12 protein-coding genes are annotated in these 16,206 nt (G+C 57.0%); 4 read left to right on the top strand and 8 right to left on the bottom strand.

Annotated elements, in window-relative coordinates:
- The first annotated feature begins 301 nt into the window (after positions 1-301).
- On the top strand, positions 302-856 hold the full coding sequence (locus ACO0LO_RS09405; protein ID WP_422963951.1) for a Csu type fimbrial protein: 555 nt from the start codon (positions 302-304) through the stop codon (positions 854-856).
- A gap of 62 nt (positions 857-918) precedes the next feature.
- On the opposite strand, the gene ACO0LO_RS09400 is transcribed toward ACO0LO_RS09405, so the two are convergent.
- A complete protein-coding gene (locus tag ACO0LO_RS09400; protein WP_422963950.1) occupies positions 919-2,712 on the bottom strand; it encodes a cytochrome c biogenesis protein DipZ in 1,794 nt (597 codons plus the stop codon).
- Positions 2,713-2,946: 234 nt separating this feature from the next.
- On the opposite strand from ACO0LO_RS09400, the gene ACO0LO_RS09395 reads away from it, so the two are divergent.
- Positions 2,947-3,549, top strand: coding sequence for a nitrogen fixation protein NifQ (locus tag ACO0LO_RS09395; RefSeq protein WP_422963949.1), 603 nt, complete (start codon positions 2,947-2,949; stop codon positions 3,547-3,549).
- A 241-nt stretch (positions 3,550-3,790) separates the two neighbouring features.
- Positions 3,791-5,239, top strand: coding sequence for a coniferyl aldehyde dehydrogenase (locus tag ACO0LO_RS09390; protein ID WP_422963948.1), 1,449 nt, complete (start codon positions 3,791-3,793; stop codon positions 5,237-5,239).
- Between the two features lie 30 nt (positions 5,240-5,269).
- On the opposite strand, the gene ACO0LO_RS09385 is transcribed toward ACO0LO_RS09390, so the two are convergent.
- The 3 genes from ACO0LO_RS09385 to ACO0LO_RS09375 all read right to left on the bottom strand — a co-directional run bounded on the left by ACO0LO_RS09385 (position 5,270) and on the right by ACO0LO_RS09375 (position 9,262).
- The gene (locus ACO0LO_RS09385) at positions 5,270-6,079 is read right to left on the bottom strand and encodes an enoyl-CoA hydratase/isomerase family protein (RefSeq protein WP_422963947.1); all 810 of its coding nucleotides are present in this window, start codon (positions 6,077-6,079) and stop codon (positions 5,270-5,272) included.
- A gap of 73 nt (positions 6,080-6,152) precedes the next feature.
- Positions 6,153-8,063, bottom strand: coding sequence for an AMP-binding protein (locus ACO0LO_RS09380; RefSeq protein ID WP_422963946.1), 1,911 nt, complete (start codon positions 8,061-8,063; stop codon positions 6,153-6,155).
- 74 nt (positions 8,064-8,137) lie between these two features.
- Entirely contained in the window at positions 8,138-9,262 is a 1,125-nt protein-coding gene (locus tag ACO0LO_RS09375) for an ABC transporter substrate-binding protein (RefSeq protein ID WP_422963945.1), read from the bottom strand.
- 603 nt (positions 9,263-9,865) lie between these two features.
- Here ACO0LO_RS09375 and ACO0LO_RS09370 point away from each other — a divergent pair.
- Positions 9,866-10,537, top strand: coding sequence for a helix-turn-helix transcriptional regulator (locus ACO0LO_RS09370; protein ID WP_422963944.1), 672 nt, complete (start codon positions 9,866-9,868; stop codon positions 10,535-10,537).
- 59 nt (positions 10,538-10,596) lie between these two features.
- Here the strand turns inward: ACO0LO_RS09370 and ACO0LO_RS09365 are convergent, their stop codons facing one another.
- The 4 genes from ACO0LO_RS09365 to ACO0LO_RS09350 all read right to left on the bottom strand — a co-directional run bounded on the left by ACO0LO_RS09365 (position 10,597) and on the right by ACO0LO_RS09350 (position 16,006).
- Positions 10,597-11,070 carry a DUF3237 domain-containing protein gene (locus tag ACO0LO_RS09365; protein ID WP_422963943.1) on the bottom strand — a complete coding sequence of 158 codons (474 nt, stop codon included), beginning with the start codon at positions 11,068-11,070 and terminating at the stop codon, positions 10,597-10,599.
- Between the two features lie 94 nt (positions 11,071-11,164).
- The gene (gene cueR / locus ACO0LO_RS09360) at positions 11,165-11,566 is read right to left on the bottom strand and encodes a Cu(I)-responsive transcriptional regulator (RefSeq protein WP_422963942.1); all 402 of its coding nucleotides are present in this window, start codon (positions 11,564-11,566) and stop codon (positions 11,165-11,167) included.
- 70 nt (positions 11,567-11,636) lie between these two features.
- Entirely contained in the window at positions 11,637-14,033 is a 2,397-nt protein-coding gene (locus ACO0LO_RS09355; protein ID WP_422963941.1) for a heavy metal translocating P-type ATPase, read from the bottom strand.
- 200 nt (positions 14,034-14,233) lie between these two features.
- On the bottom strand, positions 14,234-16,006 hold the full coding sequence (locus tag ACO0LO_RS09350; protein ID WP_422963940.1) for a hypothetical protein: 1,773 nt from the start codon (positions 16,004-16,006) through the stop codon (positions 14,234-14,236).
- Positions 16,007-16,206: the final 200 nt, after the last annotated feature.

The following is a 16,206-nucleotide window of genomic DNA, read 5'->3' as shown; positions in this document are numbered from 1 at the left end:
TGCATCTATTCCATCAATACCACCGAGCCCGTCGAAGTCCTGAAGCGGCCAGCATCATGTACCGCTTGATCTCAAACATTAAGTAATTGGCATGGATACTTACATGCTTAACAATAAAATTGCCGCTGTTTTTCGCTTCATGTTCATTTCATCCGAGAAAAGTATTAAACAATGTCAGATAACTTCACTATGTTGCCTTGAATCATTAAACATTGTTAGACCGGCGACACTGAGGCGATTGAAAGATGTAAGCTAATTTCCATACAGCATCCTTTTGAAAACTTTCCTCAGTGAGACCAATATGAAAACCACATCACAATTTAACGGCAGCAAAGCAGCCCAGTTATTTTTCGCAGTGTCTTCCGGCATCCTGTTGATCGCTTTTGCAAACCCCGCTCATGCAGTATCCACCGTCACCGCGACGATGACCAATACCGTGACGATCGCCAACAGCTGCACCGTCAGCGCGACCGGTTTCACCACCACGTATGATCCTTTGAACCTGAACGCCAGCACCAACCAGGACGTCAGCGCCTCCATCAGCACCAGCTGCACATTGGCAATGCCGGCCGTCATTACTCTCGGCCAGGGCGCCCACGCAGCATCGGGTTCCACTGACACGACACCGCAACGCCGTCTGTCCAGCGGCGGCGGCAGCCCCTCCTACCTGAACTACAGCCTGTATCAGGATTCCGGACGCGCCACTACCTGGGGTAATACTGCATTGACAGGCGTCGCCATGATCGGTACCGGTTCCTCCACCAACAGCAGCGTGTATGCGCGTATCCCATCCGGCCAGACACCGGGTGCCATCGGCACTTTCACCGACTCGGTCGTAGTCACTGTCACCTACTGATCTACGAGGCCGGGACGGCCCGCCGCCCTGTGGCGGCGGCCTCCTTGCCTGAGTACTGTTTTTTAGCCAAAAGTAAAAGCAAACGCCTGCAAATCCTTATCTAGGAATTCGATGGAGAAAGTGTGCTCGCCTATGGTTTTACTCTGCCGTATCAGCTGATAAAGCCGCTGTTCCTTCACCACGCCATTCCCTTTTTCATCGGTATCAACGCCATGGTCCGCCGCCGGCGCTACGCCATCCAGCAGCACGCGGAAACGGACTGGCTTGCCATCCTTGCCGGGGCCCAGCACCAGATGCAGGTCACGCGCATAGAACCTGAATACGATTTTTCCCGGTGCGCTGTCCAGCGTTGCTTTCTCCCTGTCCACCAGCCATTTTCCTTCCAGGCCCCACTGGTTTAACTGCAATGCCGGCGGCATTGCATACGCAGCAACCTGGTCCTGTACCAGCTTCGTCGACGTGACGAAGTTGGCGGCACGCTCATAACCGACATAGGTTTCCTGCGACTGGACATGCGCTTCGTCCGCCGCTGCCTGTATGCCGGTGGCGCCGGCTACCGCCCTGGAATCGGGCGGCAAATCCTTGACACCGGCTTCCGTCAGCAACTCGCGTATGGTGTGCTCGGCTTCATCGTAATCGCCTTCGCCAAAGTGATGGCTGCGGATCTTTCCGGCGGCGTCGATGAAATAGTGCGCAGGCCAGAAGCGGTTATTGAACGCCTGCCAGATGTCGTAATTATTGTCCAGCACGACCGGATACTTGACCCCCAGGTCCGCCACCGCGCTACGCACATTGCCAAGGTCTTTTTCAAACGCAAACTCAGGTGCATGCACGCCGATGATGACGAGGCCGTGGTCCTTGTACTTGTCATACCAGGTTTTCAGGTAAGGCAGAGTGCGCAGGCAATTGATGCAGGAATAGGTCCAGAAATCAACCAGCACAACCTTGCCGCGCAAACCTTCGCGCGTCAGCGGCGGTGAATTCAGCCAAGGGCCAGGACTGGTCAGCGCAGGAAAATCTCCCTGCACCGGCAAGCCGTGCGGCGCCTGGCTGCTCATCATCATTGAATTCTGGCCGGCCATGGAACCTCCTGCTGCGCCGCTCATCGCCATGCTGGCGTCTTGCGCAGCCGGCGGGTTGATGGCATTGATCAGCGACTGTTCCAGCTTGTTGGTGCTTTCCAGCGACAGGCGCGTCAGCACCTGCGTGTCCCACCCGAAAGCAATGGCGGCAACCGCCAGCAAGATGGCGACACCCAGGATACGTCGTATCCATTCGCCGGCGCCGAAGGTCTTTTTCATCGATGTAAACAAGCGGTTGCCGGCAAAAATCGCCACGCCCAGCGATGTCGCCGCACCTGCCGCATAAGCCAGCAACAGCAATGTCGTCTGCGTGTTCGGCCCCGAGATAGCAGCGCCGGTCAGCACGATGCCCAGGATGGGGCCCGCGCAGGGAGCCCACAGCAGCCCGGTTGCAAAGCCCAGCAACAGTGAACGCAGTACGCTGGTTTCAGGCGCTCCGCCGTCCGAAGACGCGGACAGGCGGCTGCCCATCGCGACAAAGGGCCGCATCATGCGGTCTGCCAGACTACGCGACAGCAGCGTCAGCGCAAACGCCGCCATCAGCACCAGCGACAATACCCGGCCGTACTGGTTGACATGCACGGCCCAGGCGCCGCCGACTGCTGCCAGCGTAGCGATGCCGGCAAACGTGACGGCCATCCCCAGCAGCATAGGCAGGGTGCTTTTGAGAAAGGGCTGATCGGCCCTGGCAAAGACAAAGGGAAGAACTGGCAATATGCAGGGACTGAGTATCGTCAGTACGCCGCCCAGAAATGCCAACAGTGCGATTATCATCAACAGCCTTTAAGAAATGTTGTAACAAAATATCCATCAGCCCTGCATGTGCAGGGCATCCACATTCGTTTCCACAGTATGTCGGTGCAGCACCGCATTCCTTACCCTGTGAAACCAGAAATTGACAGGTCGGGGAAATTCTTGCCGCCTTCGTTATATAAATTGGAATATAACGTACAATTAAAAAATCTGCTCCCGGGCATAAAAAACGATACAAAAACCCCGTATGAATGCATGAACACAAGCAAACCCGCAAACGGTCAGCCGGAGCCCGCGCATCTGGCGTTGGCCGCTGTCGCTGCCGTGCTGGAACACGCGCGGCAAGGCCTGCTGCCACCGTTTGCTGCGACACTGGGCCTGAATTACCGGGCTTACGCGGATATGCTGAGCCAGTACCCTGCCTTGCTGCGGGCATACACCGCCATCCCCGAACATGACTGTGCTGCCATCGCCAGCACCGGCCCCGAACTGTTCAGGGAGATGGTCCAATTGCTGCTGGACAACTGCATCGCAGGCGGCATGCAGACCGAATGGCTGGCCCGTGCTATCGCCGCCGCCGGCTTTGGCAGCCGCCACCTGTGGCAAGACCTGGGAATGTCGGGCCGCAGCGATGTCTCTGCGCTGCTGCGCCTATTTTTCCCGGCCTTGTATGCGGGCAATGTGCATAACTATAAGTGGAAGAAATTCCTGTTTGCCGAACTCGGTCGCCGCCACGGTATGTCTGGCCTGCGGCCTCCGAAATGCAACGGCTGCGATCAATTTCCTGTCTGCTTTCCGGAAGAAAATGAAGGAGAGGTCTCCGGCCCGGCCGCCGGCCAGTATTTGCGGCAGCTATGAAATTGCCCGATCAGAAGGATGCTCGGGGGAAATAGAAGGATTACTCTAGCCTGCGCCATATATCGTGCCCTACGTGGATTCCCTATGGCAAGCTAGCGCACCCAGAGCAGCGGAGCCCGCAAGCGGCAATGTTGTATTTGACGCAGCAGCCGATGCGGATTAAATTAAAATGCTGAAAGCCTGACAACCCGTTTTCCTGTTACCGGGGAAACAGGCCCACTATAAAAACGAGGAGACAGACATGGATATGAACCCCGCACCGGAAGTGATCGCCCAGACACTGGATGCCGCATTGGAGCGGCTGCGCGCGGCTTACCGCGCCGCCCCCAACCCCAGCCTGGAACAGCGCCGCGACTGGCTGAGCCGCCTGGCGACGCTGACCGAGCGCCATGCCGATGAAATCAACGAAGCCATCAGCGCCGATTTTGGCCACCGCTCCCGGCAGGAGACCGAGCTGGCGGACCTGTCGCTGATCGTCTCTTCCATCAAGCATACCAAGCGCCACCTGGCCGGCTGGATGAAACCGCGGCGGGCCGCTACCGCATTGCAATACCTGCCCGCAAAAAACCGGCTGATGAGCCAGGCGCTGGGCGTGGTCGGCATCATCGCACCGTGGAATTATCCGCACCAGCTGGCAATAGGCCCGGCGATTGCCGCCTTCGCCGCCGGCAACCGCGTAATGCTGAAACCCTCCGAATTCACACCGCGTTATTCAGCGTTGCTGGCAAAGCTGGTTGGCGAATATTTCAGCGCCGATGAAATGGTCGTAGTGCCCGGCAGCATGGAGGTCGGCAAAGCATTTTCCGAATTGCGCTTCGACCACCTGGTATTTACCGGCTCTACCGCTACCGGCAGACAGGTTGCCATTGCGGCGGCAAAGAACCTGACCCCGGTGACGCTGGAGCTGGGCGGAAAATCCCCGGCAATCGTCGATGCCAGCGCCGACATCAAGGCCACCGCAGGCAGCCTCGCATTCGGCAAGCTGCTCAATGCAGGGCAGACCTGCATTGCGCCAGACTACCTGCTGGTGGCGGAAAGCAAGCGCGACGAACTGGTAAGGGCCTTGATTGCCGCCGCCAGCAAAATGTACCCGACACTGGACGACAACCCGGATTACACCGCCATCATCAATGACCGCCATTTCGGCAGACTCAACGACCTTCTGGCAGACGCTGCCGAACACGGCGCGCAACTGGTGCCGCTGACAGGTTCCGCCGTGCCGGAAAAGGGCAAGGAACCAGGCAACCGCAAGCTGCCGCCAATGCTGGTGCTGAACGCAACGCCCGGCATGCGCATCATGCAAGAGGAAATTTTTGGACCGCTGCTGCCTGTAGTGACCTACAAGGACGATGTACGCGAAGCGATAGACTTCATCAATGAACGCGAGCGCCCGCTGGCGCTGTACTGGTACGGCACCGACAATGCCAGCCGCGACCTGGTACTGGAGAAAACCGTATCCGGCGGTGTGACGATCAACGATTGCCTGTGGCACCTGAGCCAGGAATCACAGCCTTTCGGCGGCGTTGGCGCCAGCGGCATGGGCGCCTACCACGGTGAATGGGGTTTCCGCACGCTGAGCAAGGAAAAACCGGTCTTTTACCAAAGCAGGATGAACGGTGTCAGCCTGCTCTATCCGCCGTACGGCAAGACCTTTGCGCGCATGGTGCGCCTGCTGAAGGCGATAGCGTAATACGGCTACGGCTCCCGGACGTCAGGCCTGTCATTTTCCCGTGTAGGCCGGCGCTCTCTTTTCCATGAAAGCCCGCGCTCCCTCCCGGGCGTCCGCGGAACCCATGACGGTACGGAAACCTTCTTCCTCCATTTGAAAGCCGGCCGCGAGGGTAGACCCGTCCGCCTGTATCGCTACACGTTTAATCTGCTGTACTGCGAGCGGAGCGTTGGCGGCAATTTTTTGCGCAATCTCCATCGCGCGCGTCATTACCTGCTCGCCAGGAACGACGTGGTTAACGAGCCCCATGCGCAACGCATCTGCAGCGCTGATTACGCATCCGGTCAGCAGCAACTCCATTGCATGGCAATAAGGAATATGACGGGAAAGGCGTACTAGCGATCCCGCGAAAGGAATCAGGCCACGCCTGACTTCCGGCCAAGCTACCGTCGCATGCTCTGCAATTACCCGGATGTCCGTCCCCAGCATGATCTCAGCTCCCGCCGCCATGCAGAGGCCGTTGACAGCGGCGATAACGGGTTTGTTTATGGGGCGTTCTCTCAAGGGAGCAATGGTCTTTACTGCAGGATCGTCCAGCAGGCGCTGTTCCCACGCATTTTGAGGCGTCCGGTCTCCGGTCAGTAAAGGTAAAGTCGAGCCAAGGTCACCCCCTGCACAAAATGCCTGAGCACCGGCTCCCGTAATTATCGCCACACGCAACTGGGGATTGCGGTCAAAGTCCGCCAATGCATCGACGAAGCGGCACAGTAGCTCCGGATCCAGCGCATTGTGTACTTCTGGACGGTTCAAGGTAAGGGTTGCAATGCTGCCCTCTACTTCATATTTCAATACGGATGTCATGGCTCTCTGCTTCCATTATCGAGGTTTCCCGAATGCGGTGATTTGCCGGCCCTGGGATGGTCTGGAGCACGGCTCAACAAAACTCCAATCGCACAGGAAAGCCCGCAAGTGTCTTTTTCAGCAAGGGTAAATCTTGGACGCCGGCCTGCAGCATCGCCACGATGCCGCCCGCATCCGCCGTACAAGATACGCCGACTGCGGCGCCAAAATCGAGCCCTGCAAGCAGCTCCCGGATTTTTTCCGTCGCAGCAAGTGCGCGCAGCGCGGGCTTGTACACTTTACCTACCGGCGTAGTGGGCAAAACGTCGAGTATGACTACCCTCTTCGGCATGGCAGGACGCTCGTGGATATGCAAGGCCAATTCCGCCAGCAACGACGAGGGACTCGCACCCTCGGGATTCTTCAGGATAACAAAAGCCACAGGCAGCTCGCCCGCATAACTATCCGGTTCTCCGACTACGGCACAGGCACTTACTGCCGGGTTCTTGAGAAAAGCCTCCTCGACCATGCCGGGATCAATATTATGGCCGCTGCGGATGATCAGGTCTTTAGAGCGCCCTGTCAGGTAGAGGTATCCGTGCTGATCGATATATCCAAGATCACCTGACAAAAGCCACTTATCCCTCGTAAAAGTGCCCGGATTGAGCGCAGGGTCAAGATAGCCTTCGCTGACATGCGGCCCACGGATCGCAATGACTCCCAGCTCGTCGCTCTTGCAAAATACGGTAAGCTCCCCGGTGCCCTCCCCACCCGCGCCGTCGAGGCAGCCCAAGGGGATGGCGGCCACTTCAGAAAATGGCAGTCGAAGGCCGGCCGACCCTGCATGGCGGCCGGCAAGTGTGGGCTCGATAGAGACGATGCCGGCGCATTCCGTCATCCCGAAAATATTCCTGACCGGAATATGGTGCAGGCTTTCAAAGTTACAGGCCAGCTCATTGGACAGCGGCGAACCGCCGGTCAACGCGAGACGGACACTGCCGGCCTGCCCTTCCAGCCTTGGCACCGCCAATAATGCCGATAATACGGTAGGTACACAGCCCAGATGGCTGATACCGTGTTTCTCCGCAAAAGCCCATATATTCTTGACGAATGCCTGATTGCGCATCCCCGTCAGTGTCGGCAAAAACAAGGCTGCCCCCGCTGCAAGTGGCGCAAGTCCGTACACGAAGGTGCCTGCAACATGAAATAGCGGAAAGCCGTTCAAGATCACATCACCGGCTTTCATTCCGTAGTACATCGCTCCGAACCAGCTTGTATGCATTTCATTGCGGTGACTATGCCTGAGTATCTTCGGCAGACCCGTTGTACCGCCAGTATGAAACAACGCAGCCAGGGAATCGGGAGCAAGCTCGGACACCAAATCCGAGGCACTTGAGCTGGCTCGAACACAGTGTTGAAAGGAACCTGAAGCGCGCGTACGTTCATTAACATCGATTTCCAGCACATGCTGAACACAACCAGCCAATTCTACTGCCCTCATCACCTGTTGGTTGATTGAAAGCTCATCCGTAGCGGCAAGGGTGACGACCACTTTTACATGGGCGGCCTTGAGCAACTGTGCGATATGCTCGGCATTTAATAAAAAATTAATGGGAAAAACACAGCCCGCCAGTTGCGCACCCCAAAAAGCGAATTGCGCCGAAGGTATATGTGGGGCTAGCAGCGCGACAGGTTCTCCGCGCTGGATACCAAGCGAACGGAACAGATTGCCCGCGCGCTTGACGTTATCCCATAACTCTTCAAACGACCATACTAACGGAGCATCGTCCAGCTCAGCGCTTGGCTGATAAAAAATCGCCGGCGTCTGCCCATATGTATCGGCAGCATGGGCCAGAAAGTTTGCTGTGCATTGGAAGGGTACCGCTTCTTCATACTTTCGCGCCTCCATATCCCTGATATCCTGCATGCAGGAAAAATCAACGCGGTGTGTAGGGCAAAACGTGCCAGCCACGGCCGGGCGAAAATGTGGATGAAGACTGTCCATGCGATATCTGTCCCGGCAAACGGTTATTTGAAAAGCCCCCCGGGAGGCGGGCCCAGGAAAATTGAATAGCTAAGTTACTGAGCCAACTTCCATTTTCCGGCTTCTATCTTCACCATGACCTGGCCGCGGGCATCCAATCCATTATGATTGGCGGGACTCATCGTGAATACACCCTCAGGACTGACGACGTCTTTCATTCCTTCCAGCGCGTCACGCAAAGCCTGGCGAAATTCCGGAGTTTGCGGTTTTGCTTTCTTCAATGCTACCGGCACGGTCGCTTCCAGCCAGTTGAGCGCGGTCCATGCTGTAGAGCCGAACAGAGACCGGGTGCCGGCGCCGTACTTCGCCTCATATTTGCTCACATATTCAACCCCCTGTTTTTTAGTGGGATCGCTGACCGGCAACTGCTCGGCGACAAGCACCGGTGCCACCGCGAGGTAGGCGCCATCCACCTCTTTGCCGCCGATCCGCAGGAAGTCTCCATTGGCCACGCCGTGCGTCTGGTAGATCATGCCTTTGTAGCCGCGTTTGCTGAGCTCAATGTGGGGCGTCGCTGCAGGCGTGCCGAAGCTGACGATGAATACAGCATCCGGATTGGTCGACATCACCTTCAGTATCTGCGAAGTGGCCGATACATCCTGGGCGCCAATGCGTTCTACGGCCGTAATATTGAGCCCCTTTGCCGGCGCCTGCATGTTGAAGGCTTTCAGGAAACCTTCTCCATAGCTGGTTGTTACCGCGATAACGGCAACGTTTTTAATTTTCTTCGCTATCATGCTGTCAACCACGGCCTGCACCGAAATTGCCTCAGGCGCAGGCATTTTGAAGGCCCATTTGCGCGGCCCTTCCTGTGGTTCGACAATGGCATTACCGCCACCCAGCGCAATGATGGGCGTCGCATTGCGGCCGGCCACCTCCATCGCTGCAATCGACGGAGGCGTCAGCGAAGGCCCGACAATCACATCCACTTTGTCTTCCGTGATCAGGCGCGACGCCTGTTTGGCCGCTTCAGTGGGGTCGCTGTTATCATTGAGCACAATCAGATGCACCTTCTGCCCCGCAATCTGATCCGGCCACAATTTGATCGTATTCTCCGCAGGCTTACCCAGCGACGCGGCCGGTCCGGTCAAAGATAAAATAACACCGATATTGATATCGGCATGTGCAGGTATCGCAAGCAGCGCGACGGCCGAACTCATCAAGAGCTTCGCGTAAGCATGTGCCGCGTTTTGTCCTAGGGAATTTGCTATCTTCATTGATGCTGTCTCCGTTTTTATTTATAGGTGTATCAAAAGCAGGCATCCGGGTGACGTGCTGTGATGCCGGGCGGGAGCGTCATCCAGAACTCACTTCATTTTTGCCAAGTATGAAAGCCGCCTGCGCATGAGTGCAAAAAGTCGCGCTGCTGTTGCCTGTATACAAGCAAGGCCGGGCGGAGGCCAACACGCCTCTTATTTATGTTAGTCTCTTCTGGCGCTGCACACTCGTATTTTATTCTTATGAGTATGGAGAAATCATTGGATATGGTCTGTCCACCAAAAGGTTGACAACCGCCTATGAAGCTTAGCGGATGATATCGGGTCTGAATCCGGAGGAGACGTCAAATGAATGCCTGGACTTTACCGCACGCGGATAACCTCAATAGCCAGCCCAAGGCTGGCGCACCGGATCAATTTATTGTTCCCCTGATAGATTCAATCGGTGAACATGAATTCGGCAAGACGCTGATTTCCGGCCTGAACCAGTTGGTGTGTACGGATTTTTTTTCGGTCTATCAACTGGATACTGAGGCAGAACCACGCATGTACCTGTCGTCCAGCGTCGGAAAAACCGATGTCAGCGCAGCTTGCTTCAAAAGCTACCAGAAAAAGCTGCACGCCAAAGATGGCAGCTTTGACCGGGCCAAGAAGCTGGCGACAGACAATGAACTCGCGATGACCTACTCGCATCACACTGAATTTTCGCCGGCTCACAGGGCGGCAATTTACTCGCGGCATTGCATCCAAGACCGGCTTTCTATCGTTTGCAAAGCAGGCGATTCCTTTTTCGCAACCAACTTCTACCGGTTCGACAACCGTCTTCCATTCAGCGATGGCGAGGTGGAGGTCATCGGTTCGGTTTCCGCTCCGCTGATTGCCTGCATCAGGAAACACATTTCCGCCAACCTCAAGCAGGTGGCGCTTACCGGCTTCGGCAGATCAACGCTGGCGCCCACTTTAAGTGAATATTGCCCGCGCCTGACCGCCCGCGAGCTGGATGTATGCGCCGGCCTGCTGCTCGGCAGAACCTACGAAGGCATTGCGCTGGACTTGGGGGTTTCGCTTGCCACTGTAAAAACTTACCGCGCAAGGGCTTACGAAAAGCTGGGCATTCATTTTAAAAGCCAGCTTTTTGCCGTTGCAGCGCAGCTGGTCACGGGCTCAAACGACATGCCTTCCTGCCAGAATGACACGGGAACTTACAGAAACCACTGAGCTGCCTGCTTGCCCTTCAGTATATTCAAGAATTCAGCGGGGGCGTAATCCGGGATGCGCTATTCCACGCGAAAGAAAGCCATTTCGACGCGGTCGGGATAACGGGCGCCTGTGCCGACAAACACACTGTCGGTCAACCACAGCAGTTCGTCGTGGTCAACTTCGAAGCTAGGCACACAACGAAAGTAGATCAGGGCAGGATCCACCTGTTCGCCACGAACCAGCCGGGCGATCTGCTCTGCCGGTCCGCGACGGATCGCGTGGTTTTGTACATAGACCCGCGCCCCATTATCCAGCTGCAGGATATATCTGGCGTCGAGGTGGGAAGCGCTATCGGAAACCACCATCTGAAAATCGGCGCCACCAGCCAGCACGTCACCGTTGAGCTTTCCACTGACCGTACCCCCGGTAATCGGGATAATCCTGCGCAGGCCGCGGCTGTTCAGGCCCGTCACCTTGCCCGCCTCTACCGGCTTATCGACGAAGACAGTCAGGTCCGCAATATGTTCCAGCCTCGGCATCAGTAAAGTCATCAGGATCTTCCGGTAAGAATGGATTTGACAGGCATTGTATCCGCAACATGGGGCTGCATCTATTCAGTCGACATTTGCCTGACTACACAGCAGACTACGAGCAGCAGATGCCCGACGCCAGATCCTTGAGAATGGGGCAATCCGGGCGATGATCTCCATGACAATGATCCACCAGGTCCTGCAGGCTCTCGCGCATGCCGCTCAGCTCGCTGATCTTCTGGTTCAGCGCGTCTATATGTTCGCGGGCCAGCGCCTTCACTTCTGAGCTGGCCCTTTCCCGGTCCTGCCAGAGCGTCAGCAACTTGCCCACTTCTTCCAATGAAAACCCGAGATGCCGGGAGCGCTTGATGAATGCCAGTGTATGCAGATCATCCTGTCCATAGAGGCGATAGCCGCTGTCGCTGCGGTGGGCCGCTGCCAGTAAACCTATCGATTCGTAGTAGCGGATCATCTTGGCGCTCAGGCCACTATCTTTGGCTGCCTGTCCTATATTCATCTTGAAATTCCTTCAATCTGTAAAATGAGTAAAGCGCATCTCAACGCCAGGGTGGGATGCGGCTCCGTAATCACTCGATGTCTTTTGGCTTCCACGTCTTGAGCAATAAGGCATTGCTGACCACACTGACACTGGATAAGGCCATCGCGGCACCGGCCAGCACCGGATTGAGCAAGCCAAAAGCCGCCAGTGGAATGCCGATCAGATTGTAGACGAAAGCCCAGAATAAATTTTGCCGGATCTTGGCGTAGGTTTTGCGGCTGATATCCAGCGCGGCTGGAATCAAACGGGGGTCGCCACGCATCAGCGTAATGCCGGCGGCATGCATCGCCACATCCGTGCCACCGCCCATGGCGATGCCGACATCCGCGGCCGCCAGAGCCGGCGCGTCATTGATGCCATCCCCTACCATGGCCACCACGCCGTGCTTTTTCAGTTCGACGACCGTCGCGGCTTTATCTGCAGGCAGCACCTCTGCATGCACGTTGGCAATCCCCAGCGCTTGCCCGACGACACGGGCACTGCCCCAGTTATCGCCCGTCAGCAGATGGCTGCCGATGCCGCGCGCCGCCAATTGCGCCACCGCCTGCTGCGCGCCGGGCTTTAAGGTATCTCCGAAAGCGAACAGGCCCAGCACTGCAGGCTGTTCGCCGCGCTCGATCAACCAGGATAGTGTGCGGCCTTCGGCCTCCCAGGTTTGTGCCGATTCCGCCAGAGCTCCAGCTTGCAAGCCGCTTTCTTCCAGCAGGCGCCGGTTGCCCAGTACCAGATCGCGACCCAGCACTGTGCCCGCAATGCCGCGGCCGGCAAGGGAGCGGCTGTTCAGTACTTCAGGCAACTCCAGATTGCGCTCCTTGCAGGCAGCCAGCACAGCCTTGCCCAGCGGATGCTCACTGCCAAGTTGCAACGCACCTGCCCATTGCAGTGCTTCGTTTTCCGTGGCCTGTACAGCACTGAAATGTGCAATGCGCGGCGTACCCGACGTCAGCGTGCCAGTTTTATCGAACACGACTGAAGTGACGTTGTGAGCACGTTCCAGCGCTTCTGCGTCTTTGATCAGAATGCCGAATTTCGCAGCGACGCCTGTCCCGGCCATGATTGCCGTCGGCGTTGCCAGGCCCAGCGCACAAGGGCAGGCGATCACCAGCACCGCCACGGCATTGATCAGCGCACTTTCCAGTGAAGCGCCGGCCAGGAGCCAGCCGGCCAGGGTCAGCAATGCCAGCACCAGCACTGCCGGAACGAATATCTGGCTGACCTTGTCCACCAGTTTCTGGATCGGCGCCTTGGCCGCCTGTGCATCTTCCACCAGCCGTATGATCTGCGCCAGTACTGTTTCGGCGCCCAGCGCCTGAGTACGGACCAGCAGGCGCCCTTCGCCATTGATGGCGCCGCTGGTGACACGGTCGCCTTGCTGTTTGGGCACAGGCAGGCTCTCTCCGCTGATCAGCGCTTCATCCGCATGGCTTTGGCCTTCAACGACTTCGCCGTCCACCGGGAAACGCTCCCCCGGCCTGACGACGACCACGTCGTTGATGCGCAACGCGCTGATGGCGACATCACGCTCCTGCCCATCAATTAGCTGCACGGCACGTTCCGGACGCAATGCTTCCAACGCACGGATGGCGCTGGACGTCTGGCGCTTGGCCCGGCTTTCCAGATATTTACCAAGCAGCACCAGCGCAATAACCACTGCTGATGCTTCAAAATACAGATGCGGCATACTGCCCGGCGCCGCATTCGCCCAGCCGTAGATGCTCAAGCCGTAGCCGGCGCTGGTGCCAAGCGCCACCAGCAAGTCCATATTGCCGGCGCGGGCGCGTACGGCTTTCCAGGCAGCGACATAAAAACGCGCGCCCAGGATGAATTGCACCGGCGTGGCCAGCGCGAACTGTACCCAGGCAGGCAGCATCCAATGCCGCCCGAGCAGCCCCAGCGGCTCCAGCAGCATCGGCAATACGAGCGGCACAGACAGGCCAATCGCAAGCAGCAGCGACCAGCGCTCCCTGCTTAGCCGCTGCTGCTGTTCGTCAGCAGTTGCTTGCGTATCTTGCACCGGGCTGGCGGAATAGCCAGCCTTTTCAACAGCGGCAATCAAGGCCGTTGCATCGACATTGCCCAGCGTTTCAATATGCGCGCGTTCGCTGGCGAGGTTGACGCTGACGCTTTTCACCGCCGGCAATTTGGCCAGTGCCCGCTCTATGCGGCCTACGCAGGACGCGCAGGTCATGCCGCCGATGGCCAGTTCGACATGCCCACCCGGCACCGCATATCCTGCCGCATCCACGGCCTGGAGCAGAGCGGGGAGACTATCGGGGGGCGCCTGCAGGCGAACCTGTTCGGTGGCGAAATTGACGCTGACATTCTCGGCGCCGCTGACTTTGCTCAGCGCGCGCTCCACCCGGCCCGCGCAACTGGCGCAGGTCATACCGGAAATGGGCAGATCGAAAGTGATGGATTTACTCATGGCGAAACTCCTGGAAGGTTTTGATACCTGCAAGGATGAAGCTTCCCACGATGGGAATGTCAAGCGCCAGATAAATTTTTTTTTAGCAGCCGGCTTTCCATTCGTCCGGCACGAGCCACCGGGGCTATGCGCAGGGAAGCAGGCAATATTGCATGGGCATCAATCCAGCCAGTTTACCACTTGGCTAACGACAGGTTTGCCTAGGTTTTATCCTTATTCTTGTCGCCGGCCGGCGGCGTGCATGCCTCCACATTGATGCTGATATCGCGATCCTGCAAGCCTTCCCCGTCAGAAATATGCAGCGTCACCTCGCCCGCTTTCGCATCCTGCGGCACGCTCAGCGTGGCAACAACCTGGCCGTCGTCCACGGATGTCGTCAATTGCAGACCGTCGGTATCTTTCGCATTGGGGGCGTTCAGCAGTGCTATCTTGGGAATGCCGATGCCGCCGCTGACAAAAAACTTATATTTCTGCCCGGCCTGCGCTTTTAGCTCTTCCGTATCAGGAACAACCTTGAGCGCTACTCCATTGCCGATATCGCAAACTGGGATATTCTTGATCGACTTCACTATTTCCTGAAAGGCCGCCATCCTGTAGTTAAGATGATTGTGCGCTACATATAGTTTGCTCAATCTATTGCGCAGCTCTTTCCTTTGGTCCAGTGTGAGATACCCTTCCAGCCTGTCCGGGTTTATTGCCACCGTTACCGTTATTTTTGTTTCCGTTCCTGATTTTCTTGCCTCCGGTTTTGTCACAGTTGTCTTGATGGTTTTTTCAGTTGTCGTACTAACACCGCCTTTTACTGTGGTTTCAGTGGTTTTTACTTCCGTGGTAGAGGCCGGCGCGGCATCAACCGCAGGCGCGGGCGCCTTGCACTGGCTTGCGGCGCCTCCGCCGCTGCCGGCACTGTTTTTTGCGGCCGGTGCTTCGGCCGCGGAACTGGTGCTCACATCATCGGCAGCATCTGCCGCCGCGACAGGAACAGGTTTGAGATCGGAAAAGCTGTTTGCGGTATCACTGATCGTTTTTAAAGTCACCGCCAGTTTTGGCAGATCGGGCTGATTTTTCTGTACCGTGCCGGCGACATTCGCCACCACCAGTTCAACACGCCTGCGTAACGCAAAACCGGAAGTCGCTACACGCTGCTGGAGCGCGGTGCCTTTTTTTAGCAGGGCACGCGCATTTTGCAGTTCCCGGACGACAGCGGCGAATTCTTTTTTAATGTTATTTCCATAGCCGCCATCATCGACTTTTATGGAGGCGTCTGTCTGATTCGTATCCAGATCTGCCCCATCCTTTTTTGAACTACTTGCTTTTGGGTTCTTTAAAGTGGCTGCATCGACCGGCCTCTGGATTTTCCGCATTTCCCTTTGCAAAGATTCTTTATATCGATCGTATTGAACCTGTCTTTTGGACAATTGCCTGTCCGTTTCATCCACAGCAGCCTTTAGCGCCGTGATGTCACTGTTAAAGTCTGGAAGACTGAGTGGCCCTGCACCCGACTGTTCAGTACGCGTATCAAACAAGAGCGGTCTCACCCTGAGAATCGAGCAGCTTATCGCCCGGTATCCATCCAGGAAAGCCTCGTCGGCCGGATTATTCGACGCAAACTGGCCTGCGGTATAAGCACCGGCGCCTATTGCGCCGGCACGCGTCAGCCAGTCCCGCTGTCCATCCGTTGCAGCCGCTGCGCCACGGTAAACCGCCACGGCGCTCAACGCGATAAGACCTACACCCAGTGCCTGCCGGCCCATCACCCGCCTGTCCACCGCATCGAAGTAGGCATTGCGCTGGATATTCGCCTGCCGGATGGCTTCTCCCAATTCCCCTGCAAACGCTGGTACGCCATTAGCGCCGGACGTTTCAAGATCCAGGTCCGTGCTTGAGCGATTGAGCGATACGCAGCCGCTATTGAGCAAGGCGAGGAAATAAATGGACAGACGAAACCCCAGCGCGCGGCGGCCGATGATCATGATGTTCTCCCTGAGCTTGTAGCGAGGCCTCTTTTGACGGGCTCGCCATCACGTGTCACTTGTAATTTTTGTGGCGATAAACGATCTCACATTGAACCGCCTGCCGGCCATCGAAATTAATTTATTGCCAACGTCATCCTGCCCCTGAATTAAAAAATAAACACGCTGTCAACAATGACAGGCGGCAGCGCCGCCGGGCT

The sequence above is a fragment of the Undibacterium sp. TJN25 genome, from assembly GCF_049339885.1.
GTDB lineage: Bacteria > Pseudomonadota > Gammaproteobacteria > Burkholderiales > Burkholderiaceae_D > Undibacterium.
This window is presented reverse-complemented; position numbering and strand designations above follow the sequence as displayed.

Coding starts and splice junctions, on each gene's coding strand:
- ACO0LO_RS09405 (WP_422963951.1), top strand. CDS start 302: ATGAAAACCACATCACAATTTAACGGCAGCAAAGCAGCCCAGTTATTT.
- ACO0LO_RS09400 (WP_422963950.1), bottom strand. CDS start 2,712: ATGATAATCGCACTGTTGGCATTTCTGGGCGGCGTACTGACGATACTC.
- ACO0LO_RS09395 (WP_422963949.1), top strand. CDS start 2,947: ATGAACACAAGCAAACCCGCAAACGGTCAGCCGGAGCCCGCGCATCTG.
- ACO0LO_RS09390 (WP_422963948.1), top strand. CDS start 3,791: ATGGATATGAACCCCGCACCGGAAGTGATCGCCCAGACACTGGATGCC.
- ACO0LO_RS09385 (WP_422963947.1), bottom strand. CDS start 6,079: ATGACATCCGTATTGAAATATGAAGTAGAGGGCAGCATTGCAACCCTT.
- ACO0LO_RS09380 (WP_422963946.1), bottom strand. CDS start 8,063: ATGGACAGTCTTCATCCACATTTTCGCCCGGCCGTGGCTGGCACGTTT.
- ACO0LO_RS09375 (WP_422963945.1), bottom strand. CDS start 9,262: ATGAGTTCGGCCGTCGCGCTGCTTGCGATACCTGCACATGCCGATATC.
- ACO0LO_RS09370 (WP_422963944.1), top strand. CDS start 9,866: ATGTACCTGTCGTCCAGCGTCGGAAAAACCGATGTCAGCGCAGCTTGC.
- ACO0LO_RS09365 (WP_422963943.1), bottom strand. CDS start 11,070: ATGACTTTACTGATGCCGAGGCTGGAACATATTGCGGACCTGACTGTC.
- cueR (WP_422963942.1), bottom strand. CDS start 11,566: ATGAATATAGGACAGGCAGCCAAAGATAGTGGCCTGAGCGCCAAGATG.
- ACO0LO_RS09355 (WP_422963941.1), bottom strand. CDS start 14,033: ATGAGTAAATCCATCACTTTCGATCTGCCCATTTCCGGTATGACCTGC.
- ACO0LO_RS09350 (WP_422963940.1), bottom strand. CDS start 16,006: ATGATCATCGGCCGCCGCGCGCTGGGGTTTCGTCTGTCCATTTATTTC.